At 47.3% G+C, this 22,471-nt stretch carries 19 protein-coding genes; 2 read left to right on the forward strand and 17 right to left on the reverse strand.

From position 1 onward, the window contains the following. Nucleotides 1-573: 573 nt before the first annotated feature. The 7 genes from QP860_RS05335 to QP860_RS05365 form a co-directional block, all read right to left on the reverse strand. Nucleotides 574-3,213: a valine--tRNA ligase gene (locus QP860_RS05335; protein WP_284912306.1), complete on the reverse strand. Its 2,640-nt coding sequence runs from the start codon at nt 3,211-3,213 to the stop codon at nt 574-576. 286 nt (nt 3,214-3,499) lie between these two features. Continuing rightward, complete coding sequence (locus tag QP860_RS05340) at nt 3,500-4,144, reverse strand: DNA-3-methyladenine glycosylase (protein WP_070616815.1); 645 nt, start codon at nt 4,142-4,144, stop codon at nt 3,500-3,502. After that, nucleotides 4,144-4,539 (reverse strand): rhodanese-like domain-containing protein, encoded by a 396-nt coding sequence (locus tag QP860_RS05345; protein ID WP_070616813.1) that lies wholly within the window; start codon nt 4,537-4,539, stop codon nt 4,144-4,146. Before QP860_RS05345 ends, QP860_RS05340 begins: the two co-directional genes overlap by 1 nt. A gap of 6 nt (nt 4,540-4,545) precedes the next feature. Then, the gene (locus QP860_RS05350) at nt 4,546-5,520 is read right to left on the reverse strand and encodes an ROK family glucokinase (protein WP_284912307.1); all 975 of its coding nucleotides are present in this window, start codon (nt 5,518-5,520) and stop codon (nt 4,546-4,548) included. A gap of 31 nt (nt 5,521-5,551) precedes the next feature. Continuing rightward, nucleotides 5,552-6,214, reverse strand: coding sequence for a rhomboid family intramembrane serine protease (locus QP860_RS05355; RefSeq protein ID WP_284912308.1), 663 nt, complete (start codon nt 6,212-6,214; stop codon nt 5,552-5,554). A 140-nt stretch (nt 6,215-6,354) separates the two neighbouring features. Beyond that, nucleotides 6,355-6,510, reverse strand: a complete 156-nt coding sequence (gene rpmG, locus QP860_RS05360) for a 50S ribosomal protein L33 (protein WP_067975665.1) — start codon at nt 6,508-6,510, stop codon at nt 6,355-6,357. Between the two features lie 93 nt (nt 6,511-6,603). Next, nucleotides 6,604-8,691 (reverse strand): penicillin-binding transpeptidase domain-containing protein, encoded by a 2,088-nt coding sequence (locus tag QP860_RS05365; protein ID WP_070616807.1) that lies wholly within the window; start codon nt 8,689-8,691, stop codon nt 6,604-6,606. A 160-nt stretch (nt 8,692-8,851) separates the two neighbouring features. Between QP860_RS05365 and QP860_RS05370 the strand changes: the two genes are divergently transcribed. Beyond that, on the forward strand, nt 8,852-11,530 hold the full coding sequence (locus QP860_RS05370) for a YfhO family protein (protein ID WP_284912309.1): 2,679 nt from the start codon (nt 8,852-8,854) through the stop codon (nt 11,528-11,530). 149 nt (nt 11,531-11,679) lie between these two features. Here QP860_RS05370 and QP860_RS05375 read toward each other — a convergent pair whose 3' ends face one another. Further along, entirely contained in the window at nt 11,680-12,285 is a 606-nt protein-coding gene (locus tag QP860_RS05375; RefSeq protein WP_070616805.1) for an NUDIX hydrolase, read from the reverse strand. Between the two features lie 99 nt (nt 12,286-12,384). Continuing rightward, entirely contained in the window at nt 12,385-12,993 is a 609-nt protein-coding gene (locus tag QP860_RS05380; RefSeq protein WP_070616802.1) for a superoxide dismutase, read from the reverse strand. 171 nt (nt 12,994-13,164) lie between these two features. Between QP860_RS05380 and QP860_RS05385 the strand changes: the two genes are divergently transcribed. Then, entirely contained in the window at nt 13,165-14,013 is an 849-nt protein-coding gene (locus tag QP860_RS05385; RefSeq protein WP_284910751.1) for a DUF1189 domain-containing protein, read from the forward strand. Nucleotides 14,014-14,368: 355 nt separating this feature from the next. On the opposite strand, the gene QP860_RS05390 is transcribed toward QP860_RS05385, so the two are convergent. The 8 genes from QP860_RS05390 to yajC all read right to left on the reverse strand — a co-directional run bounded on the left by QP860_RS05390 (nt 14,369) and on the right by yajC (nt 22,427). Further along, entirely contained in the window at nt 14,369-15,499 is a 1,131-nt protein-coding gene (locus tag QP860_RS05390; protein WP_350338475.1) for an ArgE/DapE family deacylase, read from the reverse strand. A gap of 353 nt (nt 15,500-15,852) precedes the next feature. After that, the gene (locus QP860_RS05395) at nt 15,853-17,205 is read right to left on the reverse strand and encodes a DEAD/DEAH box helicase (RefSeq protein ID WP_284912311.1); all 1,353 of its coding nucleotides are present in this window, start codon (nt 17,203-17,205) and stop codon (nt 15,853-15,855) included. A 21-nt stretch (nt 17,206-17,226) separates the two neighbouring features. Next, nucleotides 17,227-18,186, reverse strand: a complete 960-nt coding sequence (locus tag QP860_RS05400; RefSeq protein WP_284912312.1) for a DHH family phosphoesterase — start codon at nt 18,184-18,186, stop codon at nt 17,227-17,229. Between the two features lie 7 nt (nt 18,187-18,193). Then, nucleotides 18,194-19,516 (reverse strand): DRTGG domain-containing protein, encoded by a 1,323-nt coding sequence (locus QP860_RS05405; RefSeq protein WP_070616792.1) that lies wholly within the window; start codon nt 19,514-19,516, stop codon nt 18,194-18,196. Then, the gene (gene dinB / locus QP860_RS05410) at nt 19,506-20,675 is read right to left on the reverse strand and encodes a DNA polymerase IV (RefSeq protein ID WP_284912313.1); all 1,170 of its coding nucleotides are present in this window, start codon (nt 20,673-20,675) and stop codon (nt 19,506-19,508) included. Before dinB ends, QP860_RS05405 begins: the two co-directional genes overlap by 11 nt. 143 nt (nt 20,676-20,818) lie before the next feature. Next, entirely contained in the window at nt 20,819-21,475 is a 657-nt protein-coding gene (locus QP860_RS05415; protein ID WP_070616788.1) for a metal-dependent transcriptional regulator, read from the reverse strand. Nucleotides 21,476-21,662: 187 nt separating this feature from the next. After that, nucleotides 21,663-21,959, reverse strand: a complete 297-nt coding sequence (locus QP860_RS05420) for a post-transcriptional regulator (protein ID WP_067975630.1) — start codon at nt 21,957-21,959, stop codon at nt 21,663-21,665. Nucleotides 21,960-21,965: 6 nt separating this feature from the next. Beyond that, complete coding sequence (yajC, locus tag QP860_RS05425) at nt 21,966-22,427, reverse strand: preprotein translocase subunit YajC (protein ID WP_284912314.1); 462 nt, start codon at nt 22,425-22,427, stop codon at nt 21,966-21,968. Between the last annotated feature and the right edge of the window lie 44 nt (nt 22,428-22,471).

The following is a 22,471-nucleotide window of genomic DNA, read 5'->3' on the forward strand; positions in this document are numbered from 1 at the left end:
ATAACTAGATCTTCCAGCATCTGGCCTGCCCCTTGTGTATTTGAGGGCCTGCCTATAGACCATGCAGCCTCTGAACCATCCGCCGATTATTCGATAAGTTCAGTCCTCGTCACCTATTCCTAGGCCTGGCGCTATCCCTATAGGATTTCCTTAAATGAATTAGAAGATCCCTTCTATTTTATACTAAGCTTTTTTAGCTTGTCAATTAATTACCATAAAGCCCACTAATTGAAAAAAGGGTGTGAGAGGATGCGGGAGAAAGGGACCTCTGGAGTAAACGACTAAAGAAGGCAGCAAGCCTTCGACGGTCTTTTACGAAGAGGAGCCCTTTCTGCATCCTCGAACCCGACTAAAAAGTGTATGAGGGTGCGCGGTTAGAAGTGGACCTCTGGAGCAAAGAGCCAGAGAAGTCTGAAAGACTTCGACGGATCTTTGTGAAGAGGAGCCACTTCTGTGCAACCAAACCTGACTAAGTGCGTGAGGGCTGGCGCTTAGTCTTGAATGACTGGAGGGCCTAGCCATAGAAAAAGAGGTTAGACCATTCGTTCTAACCTCCTAATTTCTTTATTTATACTAAGCTTTTAAATCTTCGATACGTTCCAGGGTAGCTTGAAGTTTTTCTTGGTATTGGCTACCTTTTTCCCGTTCCTTAGCGACAACGGCTTCAGGAGCATTATTAACAAAGCCTTGGTTGGCTAATTTCTTCTCAACTCGGGCAACTTCATCCCGCCATTTATCGGCTTCTTTTTCAAGACGGGCAATTTCTTCGTCGAGATTTAAGAAACCAGCTAGAGGAAGGTAGACTTCCCCTGCATCAAAGAAGAGAGTCATGGCCTTATCGGGAACTTCTAGGTCTGTCGCAATGGTAAGGTGGTCAGGGTTCAGGAAGCGGTCCAGATAGGCGCCATTAGCCTCTAACGTGTCCTTAGTGCCCGGACTATCCGCCTTAATTTGGATATCGATCGCCTTAGAAGGTGCCACATTATTCTCATTCCGTGCATTACGGACCGCACGGATGAGGCTGATTAGAGCCTCCATTTGCTTGGCTGCTTCTTTATCGATCTGATCCGCTTGAACTTCGGGATAGGCCGCAGTCACGATGCTACTACCTTCATGGGGCACATTTTGCCAAATTTCTTCCGTAACAAAAGGCATGATCGGATGGAGCAAGCGCAGGATTTGGTCAAGGGTATAGGCAAGAACTGACCGGGTCGTTAACTTAGCGGCTTGGTCATCGCCGTTCAAGACTTCCTTACTCATTTCAATATACCAGTCACAGAAGTCATCCCAGATGAAGTGGTAGAGTGAGCGTCCAGCTTCTCCGAACTCAAAGTTATCGAAGTTGCGGGTGACTTTTTCAATGGTTTCATTTAAGCGGGTCAGGATCCATTTGTCGACGATGTTCGTCACCTGGCTCAGATCGATCTCATCATAGCTGAGCCCGTCCAGGTTCATCAAGGCATAGCGGCTGGCATTCCAAATCTTATTAATGAAGTTCCAGGCAGCCTCTAGTTTTTCTGGATAGTAACGGATGTCCTGACCAGGTGTCGACCCAGTTGCTAGGAACCAGCGAAGGGCATCTGCTCCGTATTGGTCCACCACATCCATTGGGTCAACCCCATTACCCAGAGACTTAGACATCTTGCGGCCTTCTGAATCGCGGATCAAGCCATGGATCAAGACATTTTGGAAGGGACGGCGACCAGTAAATTCCAGGGATTGGAAGATCATCCGGCTGACCCAGAAGAAGATAATGTCATAGCCTGTTACCAGGGTGTTGGTTGGGAAGTAGCGTTGGTAGTCCGCTGCATCTTCATCCGGCCAGCCCATAGTAGAGAATGGCCAGAGCGCACTGGAGAACCAGGTATCGAGGACATCTTCATCCTGGGTCCAGTTTTCTTCGTCAGCAGGAGCTTCCATGCCGACATAGATTTCCCCTGTTTCATTGTGGTACCAGGCTGGAATTTGGTGGCCCCACCAGAGTTGACGTGAGATTACCCAATCATGGACATTCTCCATCCAAGAAATAAAGGTTTGTTCAAAACGTGGAGGATAGAAATCTACGCGGTCTTCCGTTTTTTGGTTGGCCAAGGCTTTCTCAGCCAGCGGCGCCATCTTCACAAACCATTGGGTCGATAAGCGTGGTTCAACAACGGCATCTGACCGTTCGGAGTGCCCCACACTGTGGACCATTTCTTCAATTTCAACCAAGCTGCCATCCGCCTTAAGGTCCTCAACAATGGCCTTGCGACACTCTTCCCGGGTCATGCCCTGGTACTTGCCGGCCTTTTCGTTCATGCTACCATCGGCATTCATCACATTAATCCGCTCCAGCTGGTGGCGGTTGCCGACTGCGAAGTCATTCGGATCATGGGCTGGTGTAATCTTAACCACCCCGGTCCCAAATTCGCGGTCTACATAGCTATCTGCGATCACAGGAATTTCCCGACCGACTAAGGGTAAAATGACCGTCTTCCCGATATAGTCTTGGTAACGTTCATCGTCAGGGTGGACAGCTACAGCCGTATCCCCAAGCATGGTTTCGGGCCGGGTAGTTGCTAGGCGGAGGCTGCCAGAGCCATCAGCCAGGGGATATTCCAGGTGGTAAAAGGCCCCCGCATCATCCTTATAGACCACTTCGATATCGGACAGAGCCGTCTGGAAGATCGGGTCCCAGTTGATAATATATTCGCCGCGGTAGATCAGTCCCTTCTCATAGAGGGTCACGAATACCTTACGAACTGCCTCAGATAAACCGTCATCTAAGGTAAAGCGTTCGCGGTCATAATCAACTGAAATCCCCATTTTGGCCCATTGCTTACGGATGGTTTCAGCATATTCTTCCTTCCACTCCCAGGTCTTATCGATGAAGGCTTCCCGACCTAGGTCATAGCGAGAGACATTTTCTTCCTCGCGCAATTTTTGTTCGACCTTAGCCTGGGTAGCAATCCCGGCATGGTCCATCCCAGGTAGCCACAAGGTGTCATAGCCTTGCATCCGTTTCTGGCGGATAATCATATCTTGGAGGGTCACATCCCAAGCATGGCCCAGGTGGAGTTTACCCGTCACATTGGGTGGTGGAATCACAATCGAATAAGGCTCTACATCAGGATTGGCATTGGGCTCAAAAACCTTGGTATCCAGCCATTGGTCATAACGGCCAGCCTCAACTTCATTGGGCTGGTACTTTGTTGGCATATCAATTTCTTGCATGACAGACTTCCTTTCTTACTTGACAAGTTCTCCGACAGGCAGGTGTCCCTTCATAAAGAAAAACACCCCATCCTCCGAAAGGGATAGGGTGTAAGTTTACACGGTGCCACCTATTTTTTTGACTCGAAGATAACGGCCTTAAACCGGACAAATATGTCAGTTTGCAAGCTACACCCTAAAAATCTGCCATGGGTTTCCACCAAGCCCCACTCGCTTAGGACAGATGATTTTAAGGCCTCTTGCGCATTACTTTTTTCATATCACTATGCTAAATTGTAACAGTTTTTTAGTTATTTGGCAATTCTTCTTTCCAGGCCTGGGCCAAGTTGGACTGGCGCTTGGGCATTTTAGAGACAGCAGGATGTCCCTCGACATAAAAGCGTAAGTGCTTATCTGTCCAGTCCCCTTTATTAGGAATCCCAATACGAGCTGATGAGGCGATTCGCCGAGGATAGCGCCGCTGATCGAGGTCTATATAGAGAGGACGCTCTTCTACTGATGTGCCATAGTCTCGTTCTTTGTCAACTGCAAGCGCTTGGCAAAGCTTCCCCGGGCCATTAGCTAATTCAAGGCCTGTTTTCTGACGGCGCTCGGTCATAAGGTCAAGCCCTTGTGCTGGCTCCAGAGCACGGATTAAGACTCCTTGTGGAATGCTTGGAGATTGGGTGATCATATTTAGACATAATTGACCGTGGATATTATAAATATAGAAAATGCCAGCCTCGTGGTAGAAGGCTTCCGTGCGCGCTGTCCGCTTACCTCCATAAACATGGGCTGCTCGGTCGTTATGACCCAAATAGGCCTCCGTTTCCACGATCCAACCCGCAGTCCGGCCCTCTGCTAGGTCGCTAACCAATAGGCAACCGAGGAGGTCTTGTGCTATGTCAATCGTCGTCAGATTAGGATCTTTAAAGAAGGTCGCTTCTCCCACTATGCATCACGGCGTTTAATCCGCCCGTCCCATTCTCTGAAGCCCCCTTGGAGGATATAGAGATCAGTAAAACCGGCCTTATAAAACTTAGCTGCAGCTCGGCCGGCTAAGGCTACCCCATCATCATAAAGATAAATAGGTTGGCTCTTGTTGAATCCTGGAACCCCTTGTTGGAGACTGGAATAAGGGACATTCCGTGCCCCAGTAATATGGGCCGATCGAAACTCATTAGCTTCACGCACATCCACCACTTGGGCCTGGCGCATGCCGGCTTCAAAATCTTCCTGGGATAGGGTAGTTGCTACCTGTTTTCGCTGCCACCACTGGTAGGCAAGGTAGATCCCGTAGCCTAGGATAATGGCTAATAAAATGTATAAAATAATATTTTGACTCATAGTATCTTACTCCTTTAGATCATTTTGGATAAGGGAAGCTGCTCCGATCATTCCCGCATCATTGCCCAGGCTGGCAATCTTAATCTCAACGCTTCCCTTAATACCTGGGTAGAGACCAGCTTCAAAGGCCGGTTTCAGTCCCTGGATTAAATAATTTCCGGCTTGGGCCACCCCGCCACCTAAGAGAATACATTGAGGATGGACGGAGTTAGCGATTTGACTGAGGCAGCGCCCTAAATAAGTGAGACATTCTTCCACAACTGCCTGAGCAAAAGCATCCTTAGCCCTAGCTTTTTCAAAAATTAACTCGGCATCAATTCGGTCAGGATGGGCTTGGACAAAGCTCTTGAAGGAACTTTCAGGGCTTTCCTCTTGTTTGGCACGGGCCAAAGCTGTTTGACGGAAGCCGGTTGCTGAAGCAATGGTTTCAATACAACCCCGGTTGCCACAGGTGCAGAGAAAGCCTTCCGGATTAGCCTGGATGTGTCCGATTTCCCCGGCGTTACCCGCGCCAACCAGTAATTGGTCGTTAACAATTAGGCCTCCACCAATGCCCGTACCCAAGGTGACTAGTAAGAGGTGACGGTAGTCTTTACCAGCTCCCTTGGCATGCTCCCCGAGGGCTGCCACGTTAGCATCATTTTCCAAGGCCACTTTCACCCCAGGAAAGACCTCCTGGAAGGCCCCCCTGATGTCTTGGGCTTTGGCCCAGCCCAGGTTAAAGGCCCCTTGTACACTACCGGCTTGGCGGTCAATGCTGCCAGGGGTCCCCATGCCAATCCCAATCAAATCACTCGAGGCTAACTTGTGTTCCTGAAGTTCGCTTTGGATAGAGGCAATTAAGTCAGGGATAATGGCTTGCCCGCCATTTTTAGCATTTGTCGCGACTTGCCAGCGCCCCACTTCGTCAAGCTGGCGGTCAAATAAAGCCAGTTTAGCAGAAGTGCCTCCCAAGTCTATTCCTACAATATATTCAGCCATTTGAATGTCCTCCTCTTTCAATCAACACATACTAAAATAATAGCTGGTAAATGCCAGTCTTGGCAAGAATGAAATAAACGATGGCCACATACACAGCGAGTGCTAAGACGATTTGCCAAATTTTAACTTCATTTTGCTTCTGAGCAAAGATAAAAGAACTCAACAAGCCTCCCAAGGCCCCACCTAAGTGCCCTGCAATATCCACATTAGAAGCCAAAAGATTTAAAACAATGTTCATAGCAATAAGTGTCTTATAAGTTCGTCCTAAAGCTTCATAGTAAGGATTATTGGGATGCATGTAGGCTTTAACAATAAAGAAGGCAAAGAGGCCGAAGAGGGCCGTTGATGCCCCGGCTGAGATAGCAGCTGAGAACTGGTAGCTCATCAAGTTCCCCATCAATCCAGAAAGTAAATAAATTACCAAAAACCGCCAATGACCCACGATACTTTCGACCATAGGGCCCAAGTAGTATAAGGTAATCGAATTAAAGAGCAAATGAGTAAAGCCAATATGGATAAAGATAGGGGTCAGCAGTCGCCAATACTGGCCGCCCGCAATCAAGGCATTCACCTTGGCTCCAAATAAAACTAAAATGTCCGCTCGCTCACTGCCTCCCAACCAGGTCATGAATAACCAAACAATAATTTGGATGGCTAGTAGGCTATAAGTAACAATGGGCTGCTTTTGCTTCATAACATCCTCCCTTCCCTTTAAGGTCCATAGATTTATTATAGAGTAGCTTCTTGTGAAGGTAAAATAAAAAGAGGGAAAAGCTCTCTCCCTCTTTGCACCGGCTCATCACAGAGAGGAGCGCGGCATGACTTGTCTGAAACTTATTTCTTAACTTCGCGGAATAAGCAGACACGTTTTAATTTTGGACTATATTTCTTTAATTCTAAACGATCAGGATTGTTACGTTTGTTTTTTTCAGTTAAGTATAAACGTTCACCCTTGCATTCAGTATTTTCTAAAAGAATGTTAACGCGCATTGGACTACCTCCCATTGATTTGATTTCATTTGCTCTTTTTTAGCATACCACAATATTTTAGCATATGATTTAAGACTTTGCAAAATGATTTTTCTAGTTGTCTGATCCTTGGCTGGCTTCTTGACTCTGGTCTGCTTCATTTTGTTTTGTATTGTGACCAAAGTAAGCTGATAAAACATCATAGCCTACACTTTGAGCGTCGACATCCGCAGCCGATGAAGACTTGGCAGGGATAACAATTGAAATGGCAATGCGCGGATTGTCATAGGGAGCATAGGCCACAAAGGTCGAATTGACAATGCCGCGTTCATTGGTTTCTGCTGTCCCGGTCTTAGCGGCGACAGGCACCGGGAAGCCCCCAAAGAGATCATTACTCAAGCCATCTGGATCTGCTACAACCGCCCGAAAGCCTTCTTGGATGGCTTGGATGGCGGCGGGTTCGACCTGGACTTCATTGAGAAGACGGGGTTGGCTCTTGTAGATCAACTGGTTAAAGTTTTCTTTAGCGTTTTGGCTGGTATCCGTCTTTTCAATCGACTTCATTAAATGGGGGGCATAGCGTTTACCCCCGTTGGCAATGGTTGCCACATACTGGTTGAGCTGCATGGGGGTATAGGTATCGAACTGGCCGAATGACATGTCTAAGTAGTTCCCTGGAGCAGATTCTCCACCATTCAGACCGGTGGATTCATTCTGAAGATCAATACCGGTCTCAACTCCTAGGCCAAATTGAGCATAAACATGACGCAATTTGTTCCCTAAATTAGGATCAAGGTCTACCAGAGACATCCCATCTGTGTATTCTTGCATGCCACCGATCGCCATAGCCACCCGAATCATGTAAACGTTAGAGGAGATAGCTAGGGCCTTGCGGTCATCCAAAACGACCCGGCGGCTTGGATCAAAAGCATACCACCAAGACGCTTTGATTGGCGTCCCTGAGAAATTCAAGGCCTGGTCGACAAAAGTATTGTCTCCCCCTGGTTCAAGAACATCATAGTAGTAGCCGGCCGCAATGGTAGCTCCCTTCACGGTTGACCCCATTTCAAAGGAAGCGTTGATTGTTCCTAAAGCATCATCGTAGAGCTTACCATCTTCACCCCGGCGCTTGCCGCCCAGAGCCAGCACCTCGCCATTCCGTGGGTCTGTTGCGACCACATAAATCTGATTATTTTCGCCAGTAGACTTATTTTCTAAATAGTCTTCGGCGATGGCTTCGACTTGCTTCTGCAGGTTGGTATCGATGGTTAGGCGGAGGGTGTTTCCGATATCGCCAGAGTATTTTTGCCTGTTTTGGACCAATTCACCATTCTGGTTGACCTCGGTCTCATACTTGGCCTTGGCCCCTCGCAAGTCTGCTTCATACATTTCTTCGAGATAAGATTGGCCGACCCGGTCATTGCGGGCATAGCCCTTGGCCAGGTAGCGGTTAGCCCGATGACTTGGCAGCCCCTCTTTCTCGGTCGTAACAGAGCCTAGAACACTGCGCAGGAGGTCTTTTTCAGGGTAGACCCGCTTCCAATCAATGGTTGTTGTCACCCCAGGCAGGTCGGCGCTGTGCTCGCTGACCCGAGCCACTTCTTCGTTAGTCACATTCTCATGCTTAATCAGGGTTGTGCTGAAGGCGTAGGCGCTATTCATCTGCTTATAGATCGCGGCAGCTTCCTTATCTTGGTCAGATAATTTGTCCAAGTCTTCTGACTGGATACGGTTGAGCTGGGCATCATAGAGTTGTCCGCCCTTCAAGCGTTTCTCCTCACTGGATAAACGGTCATTAAGTTCATCTTCATGACTTGCTGCCCAATAGTCTTTCAGGTCACGTTCGGTTAAGGCTTCCGTATCCATTTCAATGAAGTCGGCTAACTTACGTGCCGTCTTAGCCATATCTTCCCCACTGGTATTCTTGCCCCGTGTGTAGCCGATTGCCTGTAAGCCTTCATTATCAACTAATTTATGGCCATCTCGGTCGACAATATAACCACGAGGCACACCCTCTTTAGCTACATTTGTCTCCGTTAAATGGACCAATTCCTCGAAGGTCTGACCATTGACTAACTGCAAATAACCCAAACGGAAGATCAAGAGGGCAAATCCAGCAAAAACTAGGACCAAAAGAATATTCAATCGATTTAAATAACGATCCCAGTGCGTTTCTTTGCGCTTAACTTGCTGCTTGTCCAATTCTTCACCTTCTTTCAGACATTTATTATAGCAAATGGACCGTTTGAATGAAAGCCGCAGGACCCATTTTTATCTTAAGCTTAAAGGATAAAAGGTCTTGGCTATTCGCCCTGCTTATATTAAGATTAAATGAAGACGTGATTCTAAGAAGGAGGTCCCCATGAATCTGATCAGCCGCTACTACCAGACCCTGAAAGAAAATATCCACCAGCATCCCCTAGCCTGGTCCTTAGTGGCCAGCTTTGGCTTACCTTTTGTCATCCTTATGGTCTTTTATTTCTTTGGTCTAGGTCTTTTTCCTTTCGGGGATGGAAGTCTCTACACTGTTGATTTGGGCCAGCAATATATCGACTTCTATGCCTATTACCGCAATGTTCTCTTGGGACAATGGGACCAAGCCCTCTACAGCTTCCAGAAAGCCCTAGGAGGAGAAATGATTGGGACCTGGACTTATTATTTAATGAGCCCCTATCTACTTATCTTGCTCCTCTTTCCCAAGTCTTGGATGACCCTGGCCGTAGCCCTAATCATTGCAGCTAAAATCGGAACGGCTGGTGCCAGCTTCCAATACCTCCTGGCTAAGCACTACGGCGACATCTCCTGGCGGTCGCTTAGCTTTGCCTTTGCTTACGCTCTGATTGGCTATGTCTCTGCTAACCAGCTAAATGTCATGTGGTTAGACGCCTATGCCTTCCTCCCCTTAGTCGTCTACGGCTTGGAGAAGCTCCTAAAGAAAGGTTCATGGCCCGTCTATATCCTGAGCCTGGCCTATATCCTCATCGCTAACTATTACATGGGCTACATGGTCTGCCTCTTCCTAGCCCTATACATGGTCTATGCCCTCATCCGCGACTTTTCCTGGCCCAACTGGCAGGCCAGCTTGAAACAAGTCTGGCGCTTTACTTGGACTTCTCTAGCCGCAGCTGGCCTAGCTGCCCTAGTCCTCCTGCCGAGCTACCAGGCACTCAGTCTAAGCAAGGGCACCTATGCGAGTGAGGTTAACTGGGAATGGGAACTGGCCTATCCAATCCAGGATCTTTTGAGCAAATTTTACCTGGCCCCCTTTAACTTCGACCAGATGCCTGAGGGCCTGCCCAATGTCTATATCGGTAGCCTGGGCCTAATTGCTCTCGCCCTCTACTTTAGCCAAAAGAAGATTCCCCGCCAAGAAAAATGGGGGGCTGGGCTGGTCCTCTTCCTACTCATCCTATCGATGAATGTCAAAGCCCTCAATATAATTTGGCATGGCTTCCAGCCCCCTATCTGGTACCCCTACCGCTTTAGCTTTGTCTTCAGCTTCTTCTGTCTCTTCCTGGCCTACCGGGGCTACCGACACTTACGCACCTTCCATCTCAAGACCGCCCTTATCCTCTTGGGACTTTTCACGGCGTCTACGGTCTATGTCCTCAGCCAAGGCGAGCGTTTCGACTACCTGCAGGGGCCCTATATCCTGGCCAGCTTTGTGCTCTTCATTCTCTGTAACCTGATGCTATTCTTTATCGACCGCCGTCCTACTTGGTCAACTTTTCTCATTTATTTGCTCACGGTTGTGGAACTTTCCGCTAATACTTGTCTGACTCTGTCAGCTATCTCTTATCTCAGTCATTCTGAAGTCGCGGACTACAATCAACTGACCGAAGACTTCATTGAAGAGCTCAATCCTGCTAGTAAGGACTTCTACCGCATCAGCAAACTCTTCCAGCGAACCAAGAATGATCCCATGCAGCTCAACTATTACGGCCTCAGCCATTTCAACTCCACCATCGAAAAGTCAACCACTGAGCTCTTCCGCTATCTGGGCCTCCCAACCAGTGAAGGCTTTGTGTCCTATAATAACGGAACTCTAATTACTGATGCCTTCTTTGGTGTCCGTTACTTGGTCGAAAGTAAATCTCAGACGGCAGATCAAAGCAGTAACCAGATCCATCTCCAAGCCGCTAGTAGCCGACCTGATACCAAGCGCTATCCCCTAGTACAATCCGACCCTTATTTAATGGCTTACGAGAACGATAGTGCCCTCCCCTTGGCTTATAGTCTACCTAGGGAGATCTTAGATCTTAAGCTCCACAATGCCTATCCCATCTTGCTCCAGGACCAGCTCCTGCAAGTTGCCAACCGCCAAGCAATTAAGGATTACTACCAGTATTTCCAAGTGGCCTCTTTTGCTGGTCTGGAATTAGATAAGGTAGAGAGTGCAGATCCCAAACAGATCAACACCCACTACCGAAAGACCTCAGATAAGGGCGATGCCTGGATTCATTTCGATATCCAGCTTAATTCCAATGATTCCTATTACTTGACGGTACCTGGCCATCTGAACGAAGATGACCTAGTCTTCTACCTGGATGGCGAGCCCATGGCCTATGAGAAAAGCTTCAATAGTGTCCAAGTCTATAACCTAGCAGCCAATGAAGCTGGTCAAAGCCACCGCTTCTCTATCAAATTGCTGGCGGATGACCTGGACTTAAACAATGTCAACCTCTACCGTCTCAACCCAGACCATGTTCGCCAAATGGCAGGTCGACTCCAGGCTTCCGGCCTCAAGATTGATAAGTTCAGCAACCGCCGAATCCAGGGACAGGTCGAAAGCCAGGAAAACCAAGACTGGCTGGTCTTCACCCTTCCCTACAACCAGAACTGGACCTTCACCGTTGACGGTAAAAAAGTCGCTAGCCAGCCCGTCCTAGACGGCGGATTCACTGCCATCCCCCTTGGCAAGGCGGGTAAGCACCAGATTAGCTTATCTTTCTGGCCTAGTGCCCTGACTACCGGACTGATCGTCTCAGCAACAACAGCAGGCCTCCTCATCCTCCTCTACTGCAGAGACAAGAAGAAATAAAAACGACAAAAGAGAGGGTGACAAAAGTCGATCAGGCCTGACTTTTGGAGCAGTTTTTTGAAAAATGTTTGCTATTTAAAAGGAGGCCGGAACTTTTGTCCCAGCCTCCTTCCCTGTCTATCAATTAAAGAAAAAGGAAACTTGCTAAGCTAGTCAAATGCAACCTGCCAGTCTTGGCCTGCGTCTTTAGCCTCATAGCACTTAGCCAAATGGGCAGGAGAGGTGCGGTAGACTGATAAGTCCGGCAAGTCATCCAGGGCAAAGAAGGCACAGGCAGAGGTTTCATTATTGGCCTGAAAATCCACACTCTCCAGCTGGCACTCGACGAATACCTTCACCACCGTAAAAAAGGTATCATTGGCATGACTGGTTTCAAGAAAGAGCAGGCGGTCAGCATGGACCTTGGCTCCCGCTTCCTCCCAGGCTTCTTTTTCACAATTCGAAGCCAAAGTCTCCGTAATATCCATCCAACCCCCGGGCAGGGCCCATTGCTGGTTTCTTTCCTTAACCAAGAGAATCTTATCGTCTTGCCAGATCACCGCCCGAGTGTCAATCTTAGGCGTCTGATAGCCCTCCTCCTCGCTAAAAACCATGGCGATCTCTTCTGCTGAGGCATCCGTCAGCTGGTCAAACATCTCCTGTGAAATGGCTCGGATCCGTTCGAATCGTTCCAAGTCAAAATCATTCGCAGTATAATAACAACCTGCCTGGCCCAGAGCCTGGAGCTCCTTGGCCCATTTCATCCATTTTGACATCTAATCCCTCCCTTGCATTGATTATACCTGACTAAATTCTCTTACAAAAGGATCAAAAAAGAAGCCAGGCTCAAACCTAGCTTCTCAATAAAGAATGAACTATTTAGCAGCTGCGTATAATTCGTTAACGTAGTCCCAGTTCACAAGATGCCAGAAAGCATCGATGTAATCAGCGCGAACATTGCGGTACTTGAGATAGTAAGCATGTTCCCAAACATCCAAGCCTAAAACAGGCGCTTGACCATCCATAACAGGTGAATCTTGGTTAGGGGTTGAAACGATCTTCAATTCACCGTTTTCAACAACGAGCCAAGCCCAACCTGAACCAAAGCGACCGCTTGCTGCACTGGCAAATTCTTCCTTAAACTTGTCGAAAGAACCAAAAGTCTTATCAATAGCTTCTTTAATTTCGCCTGTTGCTTCGCCACCAGCATTAGGAGCCAGCATCTTCCAAAACTCGCTATGGTTGTCGTGGCCACCTACATTATTGATGACTGCTTGACGAATATCTTCTGGCACTTGGTCGATATTGGCTAAAATTTCTTTAGCAGACTTGTTCGCAAATTCATCATGACCTTCCAAAGCTTTATTGGCATTGGTCACATAAGTGTTGTGGTGTTTGTCATGGTGCAATTTCATTGTTTCTTCATCAATGTAAGGTTCTAAAGCATCATAAGCATAAGGTAATTCTGGTAACTCAAATGGCATATTTAACTTCCTCCTTTTTTATTCTACTTAGAGTGTAACAAGTCTTAGCTCAAGATTCAAAACATCCGCTCAAGCCTTTTAAATTTCGCTTAAGCCTGGAAGTTTTTTGCCAGCCTTGCTTGGATTTTGCTATACTAAATAAGAAGTACAGAAGCTAGAAAGAGGCATCCTATGATAGCAACTTGGAAATTATTTATCTATAGTATCTTTAAAATCGAGCGTACCATCCCAGCTCTAACCATGAAACTAGGCAAGAAAATCGCCTACTTAGCCCTCCTGACCCTGGTCAGCGCAGCGGCCCTCTTTGCTAATATTTTCCCCGTTCTTGAACTGATCGAAGATAATGGCGAGCAAGTGGCCCAGTCTATCCCTGCTTTTGAGATGAAGGAAGGACAGATTACTCAGTCCGAATCAGAAGGTTTCGTGAATAAGACAGACCTCATCACCTTCGCCTTCGACCCTAAAAACCAGATTTCTGACCAAGAGATGCAAAATATTGAGAAGAAACCCAAACTGGTTATTCATGCCCAAAAAGATCAAGTAACGATTGCTGCCCTCAACCAAAACTACCAGCTTTCCTACCAGGACCTTGCTGGACAGGGCCAGGACTTAAACCAAGCCAATAGCCAAGCGATCATCCGCCAACTGACCCAGATTACTGGTCTCACCATGGTTCTCTTATTTGCCAGCTTATATATTTCTTCATTCTTCTATGTCGCTTTCCTAGCCCTAATGATCAGTCTGATCGCACAGATCCTTAAATTAGGAACGACCCTCCATTTAAACTTTGCTGACCGATTTAACCTCAGCCTCTTCAGTATGACCCAGCCCCTGCTAGTCTTCAGCTTGCTTAATATTTTGGGCCTGATGATTCCTTTCCAATCGGAGCTCATCATTCTCCTAGCCCTCTTCCGTTTCTGGATTATGACTCTGAGAACCCATGTGGTAAAACTAAGTGAAGATGAGCTCAAAGAAAAAATTAAAGAAATTGAAAAATATTTTGACGATAAGAATAAATAAGAAAAATCCTAAAGGCTAGCTCCTTCTAGAGCGCCTTTAGGATTTTTATTTTGCCTATTAGACCACTAGACTTTGCGAGCTTTGTTTCACTCGCTTCTCTGACTTTTTCCAAAGCTCTATTTACCCTGCTAGTGGTCACACCCTAGTCGGATTTGCAAAGGCAGAAATAAGCGAATGCTTCGCTCTTATTCTGACTTGCTCCAATCATCCAAGCCTAAGCACCAAGTCTCACACCCTTCGTAGTTGGGTTCGGTCGCGCAGAAGTGGCTCCTCTTCACAAAATCCCTGCGAAGTCTTTCAGTCTACTCTGGCTTTTAGCTCCAGAAGTCTATCTCTCCCGCTAGCCTTCACACCCTTAGTTTTTGTAATAGTCTTTGATGATGGCTTTGATGTCTTCAGTGTATTCTAGGTAGGCGTCGACTTCTACGTATTCGTTGAGGACATGGGCGAGGTCCAAGTGACCAGGGCCATAAATAATCATGGCGAAGTCTTGGTCAACAGCTGTGAAGTTAGAAGCATCCGTTACTGCATCAAAGGAAGTGACTTCAAGGTCCCCTAAGACATTTAAGGCACTGGAAACTAATGGGCTATCTTCTGCTGTTATAATAGGTTGGCTGTTCTGGGTGACTTCAAAACTAACCTGGCCTTCTTCTAAGTTTTTGTTGAATTCATCAATTGTTTCTTGAATTAAGTCAATAATTTGGTCATTAGAAAATTCAGGAATGGTGCGAGCATTAGCTGTGGCGCGAGCACTTTCAGGAATAGAATTGGCTTGGGTCCCACCTGAAATGACGGTAAAGGAATTGTAAGTTTCTCCTAACAGGTCATTGTGATAGTCATTACGAACCTGGTCCATCTTTTCTTGGACAGCTTCAATGGCTTGGAGGAGGATCATGATGGCATTGATTCCTTCATCAGGTGTTGAGGAATGGCTGGCCCGCCCTTTGGCAGTGAGATCATAGTTTAGTGACCCTTTGTGGGAAGTATTGATTTCACCAGGATTCACGGGTTCACCAACAATCATGGCAGCCAAGTCTTCAGTGTAAGCTTGGTCGGTTAGTTCCCGCGAGCCAAGCATGCCAATCTCTTCACCAGCTGTCGCCAAGAAACGAATCTTGCCAGCAAATTCAAAATCTTCTTCTTTGAGTTCAATCATAGCTAGAGCCAGACCTAAGAGGCCTGCCTTCATATCTGTCGTTCCCCGGCCATAGAGCTTGCCATCCTCAATTTTGCCTTGGAAGGGATCGTGTTCCCATTCCTCTGGGTCATCAACAGCTGCGACATCGAAGTGGCCCGTTAAGGCTAATATATCACCCTCGCTAGTCCCTGCTAATTCTGCAACCAGGGAGGCCCGTCCCTCTTCTTCATGCTTGATAAGCTGGCTTTCAATTCCTGCTTCTTCAAATAAGTCTTGGAAATACTGTGCAACTTCCAATTCATTCCCATTAACCGATTCTATTTTAATAATCTCTTGCAAGTGTTCAATTTTTTTTCCTTAGACATAAGCTCCTCCTTAAATATGACTTCATATTAGCTATAAATATATTTTTTCCACATTGACCATAACAATAAATGTTATGCATATCAACTATTATCTATTATAAAAAGGAGAAGATTAGAAATATTTGCATTATTTTATCATCATCTTATAACAAAAGAGACCGAAGATGAAACAGGCTTAATTTATAAGTGGTGCATTATCTTCTCCCTTCTTGTCGGCTTATTCATGGCCATCTTTGCGGTCATTATGCATGTCTTCCTAGCTGGCTAAGCAAGCCGTATATTTACATATTAAAAACGCCTTTCAGTATAAGCTGAAGGGCGTTTTTATGAAGTCGATTAAAAAGAGTTACGGTCCTTATTGGCCTTGCGTTGGGCCCGAAGTTGTTGGCGGCGCTTCTCCCTAGCCTTAGTAGACTTATGCTTCTTAATTTGCCGGTCCAACTTCTTCTTATAACCGGGTTTAACTTTCTTTCTTTTATTTTTGGCAATCATGCCCTTCACTGTATGGTCCGTTTCTTCTTGGTGCTGGGCCTTGCGCTGGCGTCTTTGGTCATGGTGACTAACATCTCGCCACTCGCCGTTCTTCAAGTCCATCACTTCAAATTGGATGCCCTTCTTTTCCAACCATTCAACTGCGGGCTGCTGGTCGGGTTCGTAGAAGGTGATTGCGGTGCCAGGCAAGCCTTGCCGGCCGGTCCGCCCTACCCGGTGGATGAAGAATTCCAATTCATGAGGGATTTCATAATTAATAACATGGGAAACGCCATCGATATCAATCCCCCGAGCAGCTAAGTCAGTAGCTACCACGTATTGGAAGTCTAATTGCTGGATTTGCCGCATGACACGGCGGCGGTCGCGGGCAGACATATCGCCGTGGATCTTAGCCACCGACAGCCCACGTTGGCGCAAGTCCTCATAGACCTGGTCAACTTTGTCAATGGTATTCGCAAAGACCAGGGCCAGATAAGGTTGGCCCACGGTGAGCGCTTCATAGAGCAAGTCCTCGCGCTTGCGCCCACGCACAGGCAAGAGGATATTACGGATGGTCGGTGAGATCAAGCGTTCATTCTCGATTGTCACCCATTCCGGAGCAGCCATATACTTTCTAAGAAAAGGATGGAGTTTCTCTGGAATAGTGGCTGAAAAGACATACATATGCAAGTCTTCAGGCATCCGGCTGGCAATCTGATCAACGGTTTCTAGAAGGCCCATATCCAGGGTCATATCCGCTTCATCTACAACAAAGTGCTGGCAATGATGGAGGTTGACTAATTGCTGTTGGACCAAGTCTAAGATTCTTCCGGGCGTCCCTACAATCACATGGGGGGCGCGGTGGGTCAGGCGTTCAGCCTGGCGCTTAGTATCTGTCCCCCCGAAAGCCCGCTCTATCCGCAAATCAAAGGGGGCAAATTGGCTGATTTGACTGGCATTCTTATAGAGCTGCTCGCCTAATTCTCGAGACGGCGCCGTAATCACTAACTGGGTCCGGTCCCGGTCTTCAAGCTTATCAAAAAGAGGCAGTAGGAAGGCATGGGACTTTCCCGATCCCGTCTGGCTCTGTGCCACCAAGCTCTTGTCTGCTTGGATCAAGGGGATGACCTCTTCTTGAATCGGGGTAGCTTCATGGAAGCCTAAGTCTTGGATGGCTTCTTCAATATAAGTCGCAAAATTATAGTCGGAAAATGTCATTATGGACTCCTTTCACACGGGCTAAGCTTGGCCTAGCTGGTCCTGGTAAGTCTGGGCAGCATCATGGAGGGCTTGGAGGACCTTGACCTGGTCTGCAGCTGAAGGGACGCTCGCCCCACTAGCTTTTGGATGGCCGCCACCATCGAAAGCCTGGGCCACTGTATTAATGGTCGGACCCTTCGAGCGAATCCGACAGCGGTAAGTGCCATCAGCTTGTTCGACGAAAATGACCCAGGCCAGGACACCTTTGATTTGACCAGGCATTTGCACAATGCTGTGGCTCTCCGCTTCAGATAAACCAAGTTCACTAAGGCTTGCTTGGCTCAGGCTGACACTAGCAACGAGACCATCTTGACTTCTTTGTGTATGGTCGAGGACATAGGCTTGGAGCCGGGCTTGGCCAGGCGTTATCTCCATGGAGGCCTGCATCAATTGACTAGCCGGGAAGTCAAAGGCCAAAAGTTTACCTGCTATAGCTAAGGTTTCTGGACTTGTATTGTCGAAGAGGAAACGTCCGGTATCTCCTACGATCCCTAAGAAGAAATTCTGAGCAGCTTGATCCGTCATTTTTAAGGCATTTTGCGGGTCTAAGACTGTCCGCGCCCAAATTTCTGAACAAGAGCTCGCTGTGGTATCCACATAAGAAAGATCTCCATAAGCTTCATTATCGGGATGGTGGTCAACTTTGACCAAGCGTTCGCCAGAGCTATAGCGGTCATCATCGATGCGAGCCGTATTGGCTGTATCATTCACAATCACTAAGGCCTGATTAAAGGTCTCATCATCTACCTGGTCCATGGCCGAAAACTGGGCTAAGGAAGGCTCCGTTTGCCCAACTGCATATATTTTTTTGTCAGGATAAGTCGCTTCCAGCACTGCCTTTAAGCCGAGCTGGGAGCCTAAAGCATCAGGATCTGGCCGCTGGTGGCGGTGAATAATTATCGTGTCATAGGCTTCAATAGCTTGTAAAATATCTTCCATAAAGAATCTACTCCTTCATATCCAAGGGAATTTGCATGGTTAAAGTGGCTTTGGCCATCAGCTGCTGACCATGGTATACATGGACCTCAACATAGGCATGACGGCGGCCCAAGGTCAAGATACGGGGGTGGATTTCCAAGGTACTATTCAATTGCACCAACCGCAAGTTAAGAAAATTAACACTTTCAATAATGGCTGTTTTTTGGACGACATCGGCAAAGTATTGTTCAACCACTAATTGGATGACTCCTAAGAGCAATCCAGTTGATAGGGTGCCTAATTGGTTAGACATGGTGGCATCTGACAGCATTCGGTAGCGTGGATTTTCTAGGCTATCATCGAGGCATTCTAACTTCTCTTCGAGCATAGACTCCAGGCGACTATTGCGGTTGACCTGGTGTTGCTTGTATTCAAGAGTTCGCAAGACATCTTGGCGGGAGACAATCCCTAGGAGACGGTTGCTGTCATCCACTACCGGCAGGAGCTCCAGACCATCCCATACCATCATGTGGGTCACACTGACCACACTCATAGAGAGCTTAGCTACCAAGGGATCAGCGGTCATACAAGATTCAATAACTTCCCGGTCTTCCTTGCCGAGCAAGTCCTTAGCTGTTACAATCCCCTGCAATTCATAGTTCTTATTCACTACTGGAAAACGACTGTGGCGGGTTTTCTCATTAAGCTTACGATAGTCAACCACATGGCTATCGGTAAAGAGATAAAAGGTCTTCTCAAAAGGAATAAAGATGTCTTCAACTAAGACAATATCTTGCTGGATGGCCCGCTCAATCATGGCCTTATTAATCACCGTCGCTGTAGAATAGGTGTCAAAAGCCACGCTCATGATAGGGATCTGCTTCTGGTTGGCCAGGTCGATGTTAGCTTGAGAGGGTTGGAAGCCCCCGGTAATCAGAACAGCCATTCCATGCTCTAGGGCCACTCGTTGGATATCTTCCCGGTCCCCGACAATCATCAGGGCTTCAGGTCTCAGATAGGTCATCACAGCTTCCTCTTGCATGGCACCAATAATGAATTTGGTAATTTCGCCATCCAGGCCTCGCTCGCCCCCATGGACGGTACAATCAGTCAAGCGGACAATTTCGCGGATGGTCAAGCGCTTGGTTTGGTCGTAATCATAGGGTTCAATCCGAACAGTGCCGACTCGTTCGACAGTCCGGACGAGGTTTTGATTTTCGGCCTCTTTGATGGCCCGATAGGCGGTACCATCGGATACCTTCAAATCACGAGCAATACGCCGCACGGAAATCTTCGTATCAATTGGTAAATCGCGGATATAATTCAATATTTGCTCATGCTTAGTCGTCATCTTTCTTCTCCTTTGTTTCTGCTTGATAGTCTGGAGTTGGCGGCTTAAGGGGCAGGCTCAGATTTTCAAAATCTTGAGCAGTAAGTTCAGACAAACCGACCCCCAAGAGGCGGATGCCCTGGTCAACTTGGCCAAATTCCTCCCATAAGTCTTCGGCGTGGAAGGCGATCTCCTCCGCATCATAGATAGGCGTCTGCAAAGACCGCTGCCTAGTCATAGTAGCAAAATCTGGGTAACGGAATTTAAGGGTGACCACCTGGCCGTGGAGCCCTTTATCTTCTGCCGATTGACTGACCTCAGCTGCTAGTCGCTGGAGCTGCTGGCGAACCTCATCTTCATGGTAGAGGAAGGGATAGAGTGTGGTTTCCTTACTAATTGACTTGCGTTGGCGCTTGACCCGGACTGGCCGCTCGTCAACGCCTCGGACCCGTTCGTAGATCCGCAAGCCAAGTTTCCCAAAAATGTCCAGGCATTCTTCCTGACTCAAGGCCCGCAAATCGCTTCCCTTATGAACCCCTCGCTCATGGAGGCGCTCAGCTGACTTTTTGCCGATGCCATAGAAGTCATCGACTGGCAGCCCGTCCAAAAAGGCTAGCGCTCGCTTGGGCGTAATTACCGTCATTCCCCCCGGCTTCCGATAATCTGAAGCGAGTTTAGCTAAGAACTTGTTATAAGAAACACCAATACTGGCAGTCAATCGGAGCTCCTGGTAGATACTTTCTTGGATATCACGGGCCAAATACATAGCATAGGGCTGGTTGAGCTTATTCTCCGTCACATCTAGGAAGGCCTCATCAATGGACAAAGGCTCAATTAAATCCGTATAGCGGGCAAAGATTTCCCGGACTTGGGCTGAAACCTCCCGGTAATACGCATGACGGGCAGGAACAAAAATCGCCTGGGGACATAAACGGTAGGCTTCTGCCGCACTCATGGCCGAATGAATGCCAAATTTACGTGCTTCATAGCTGGCCGTTGCGACCACTCCCTTACCGCTATTCTCTTTGGGATGGCGGGCAATCACTAAGGGCTTACCACGGTAGCTGGGTTCATCCCGCTGCTCGATGGAAGCATAAAAGGCATCCATGTCGACGTGTAAAATTTTTCTTTTAGCTTCAATTTTGGGTTCCTCAAATTCTAGAATCCCAATCGTCCGCATACTAGCCCTCCATTCTCCCTAGACTTAAAAACTTTAGCCTCTTTTTTGACTAAGGAACTTTTTAGCAAGAAGCTGTACCAAAAATCAATCCTGACATCCAGTTCCATAGTAGGCTCCAATGGTCTAGGCCTAAGCGGCTTTTGTCACAGGCTTACTTCCACAAATATATTTTGACTAGCTCCAGCATTTAAACGTAAGCTCTGCCCTTGGTCTAAATCTTTCAGGACCAGGTCATTACTATAGGCTTCCCGGTCAACAAGTTCATAAGCTTTATTCATGCGCAGGCCATGTTCATCCAAATAGGCTAGGAGCTGGTCATCATCTACCACCCGGCGCACGATAAAGGAAGTCCCTAAGTTAATATTTGCCAAGGCCTCCATGGCTTCATGTTCTGAATGCCCTTCTTGGTCAGGAATCGCACCACCATGAGGACAGTACTTTGGGTAACCCAGATAGGCCTCTAAGCGGTTGATGAAGTCGTCCGAAACATAGTGCTCTAAGACTTCGGCTTCGGGGTGGACTTCATCCCAAGGGTAACGCAATTCATCGTGTAAGAAAACTTCCCAGAGCCGGTGGCGGCGAATAATCTGCGAGGCAAAATAGCTTCCTTCCTCCGTTAAACGAACGCCCTGGTAGGGAACATAGACAAGATAGCCTTCAGCCTGCAGCTTGTTCAACATCTCAGTGACGGAAGCGGCTGAAACATGGAGCGCTTGACTAATTTCCTTATTCGAGATATTACGCTCATCACCCTTCAATTGGTAGATTGCTTTCATGTAATCATCTTTACTTCTAGACATAAGACCTTCATTCACTCCCTCATTTGATATGGTTCAACTTGGCCAAGCCCATAAATTATCTACCCTCTATTATACATGAAATTAATAATTTTCAGAACGATAGAAATTTCCTCCGTCTTGAAATTTAACCAAGAAAAAAACAGGATGACCAGCTGGCAAAAGCTTCCTTCTGGCATCCTGTTTCCGACTATAAAAGATTAGAGATATCCATATCATCAAGCTTAGGAACCGACAGTGTGGACGCTTCCAGATAGGCGTAATCGAAGTAGTCATTGGCCGTGAGCGCGTTCACAGCTTGGCGTTTCTGACGAATACGCTTGGGTTTCTCCTTCTTCCAGGCATAAGTCGTAAAGTAGGCTTCAATATCCTGACTCCTAATCTCTGGATAGCCTTCTTCTTGAAATTGCTTGGCCTTACGCTCAAAGGCTGCTTTCAGCCAGAAGCGTTCCCAGTCACTAAGTGCGATCGCTTCCGCTAGTGGCATGTTTCCCTATTCCTCGTCTTGAGGATCCGCTTGACCTTCGCGCACTTCAAGTCCATCCTTTTCTTCAACTTGGTCGGCTTCCTGAGTTTGGACTGTTTCTTCGTCTGCTTTTTCAGCTGCTTGGGCTTCAGCCGCATTCGAGATGGCTGCATTTGCCGCTTCTGTCCCAGCTGGATCGGCCTTTTGGGTCCGAGCAATCGCTGAACGTTCAAATACTAGGAGAACCCCTTCACAATCGAGGGTAATGGTATTTTTTACGTCGTCAATCTCATAAATAACACCATGGAGGCCACCAATTGTTACGGCATGGTCACCCACGGCCATGGACGACAACATATCCCGGTGTTTCTCTTGACGTTTCTTTTGTGGGCGGATCATTAAGAAGTACATAATCCCACCAAAAACAATAAAATATAATAAAAGACTCATCAGGCCTCCGCCTGACGCTGCAATATAGAATGAATTCATTTAAATTTGTCGCTCCTTCCAGTAATTGAATACATTGGATACGT

The sequence above is a fragment of the Aerococcus sp. UMB1112A genome (genome assembly GCF_030230715.1).
In the GTDB taxonomy this organism is placed as follows: Bacteria; Bacillota; Bacilli; order Lactobacillales; family Aerococcaceae; genus Aerococcus.

What these genes read in the sequence shown, in the direction of transcription:
- QP860_RS05370 (WP_284912309.1), top strand. Translation starts at nt 8,852, where the DNA reads ATGAATCTGATCAGCCGCTACTACCAGACCCTGAAAGAAAATATCCAC.
- QP860_RS05355 (WP_284912308.1), bottom strand. Translation starts at nt 6,214, where the DNA reads ATGAAGCAAAAGCAGCCCATTGTTACTTATAGCCTACTAGCCATCCAA.
- yajC (WP_284912314.1), bottom strand. Translation starts at nt 22,427, where the DNA reads ATGAATTCATTCTATATTGCAGCGTCAGGCGGAGGCCTGATGAGTCTT.
- QP860_RS05345 (WP_070616813.1), bottom strand. Translation starts at nt 4,539, where the DNA reads ATGAGTCAAAATATTATTTTATACATTTTATTAGCCATTATCCTAGGC.
- QP860_RS05405 (WP_070616792.1), bottom strand. Translation starts at nt 19,516, where the DNA reads ATGACGACTAAGCATGAGCAAATATTGAATTATATCCGCGATTTACCA.
- rpmG (WP_067975665.1), bottom strand. Translation starts at nt 6,510, where the DNA reads ATGCGCGTTAACATTCTTTTAGAAAATACTGAATGCAAGGGTGAACGT.
- dinB (WP_284912313.1), bottom strand. Translation starts at nt 20,675, where the DNA reads ATGCGGACGATTGGGATTCTAGAATTTGAGGAACCCAAAATTGAAGCT.
- QP860_RS05420 (WP_067975630.1), bottom strand. Translation starts at nt 21,959, where the DNA reads ATGCCACTAGCGGAAGCGATCGCACTTAGTGACTGGGAACGCTTCTGG.
- QP860_RS05395 (WP_284912311.1), bottom strand. Translation starts at nt 17,205, where the DNA reads ATGACATTTTCCGACTATAATTTTGCGACTTATATTGAAGAAGCCATC.
- QP860_RS05415 (WP_070616788.1), bottom strand. Translation starts at nt 21,475, where the DNA reads ATGTCTAGAAGTAAAGATGATTACATGAAAGCAATCTACCAATTGAAG.
- QP860_RS05400 (WP_284912312.1), bottom strand. Translation starts at nt 18,186, where the DNA reads ATGGAAGATATTTTACAAGCTATTGAAGCCTATGACACGATAATTATT.
- QP860_RS05350 (WP_284912307.1), bottom strand. Translation starts at nt 5,520, where the DNA reads ATGGCTGAATATATTGTAGGAATAGACTTGGGAGGCACTTCTGCTAAA.
- QP860_RS05380 (WP_070616802.1), bottom strand. Translation starts at nt 12,993, where the DNA reads ATGCCATTTGAGTTACCAGAATTACCTTATGCTTATGATGCTTTAGAA.
- QP860_RS05375 (WP_070616805.1), bottom strand. Translation starts at nt 12,285, where the DNA reads ATGTCAAAATGGATGAAATGGGCCAAGGAGCTCCAGGCTCTGGGCCAG.
- QP860_RS05335 (WP_284912306.1), bottom strand. Translation starts at nt 3,213, where the DNA reads ATGCAAGAAATTGATATGCCAACAAAGTACCAGCCCAATGAAGTTGAG.
- QP860_RS05385 (WP_284910751.1), top strand. Translation starts at nt 13,165, where the DNA reads ATGATAGCAACTTGGAAATTATTTATCTATAGTATCTTTAAAATCGAG.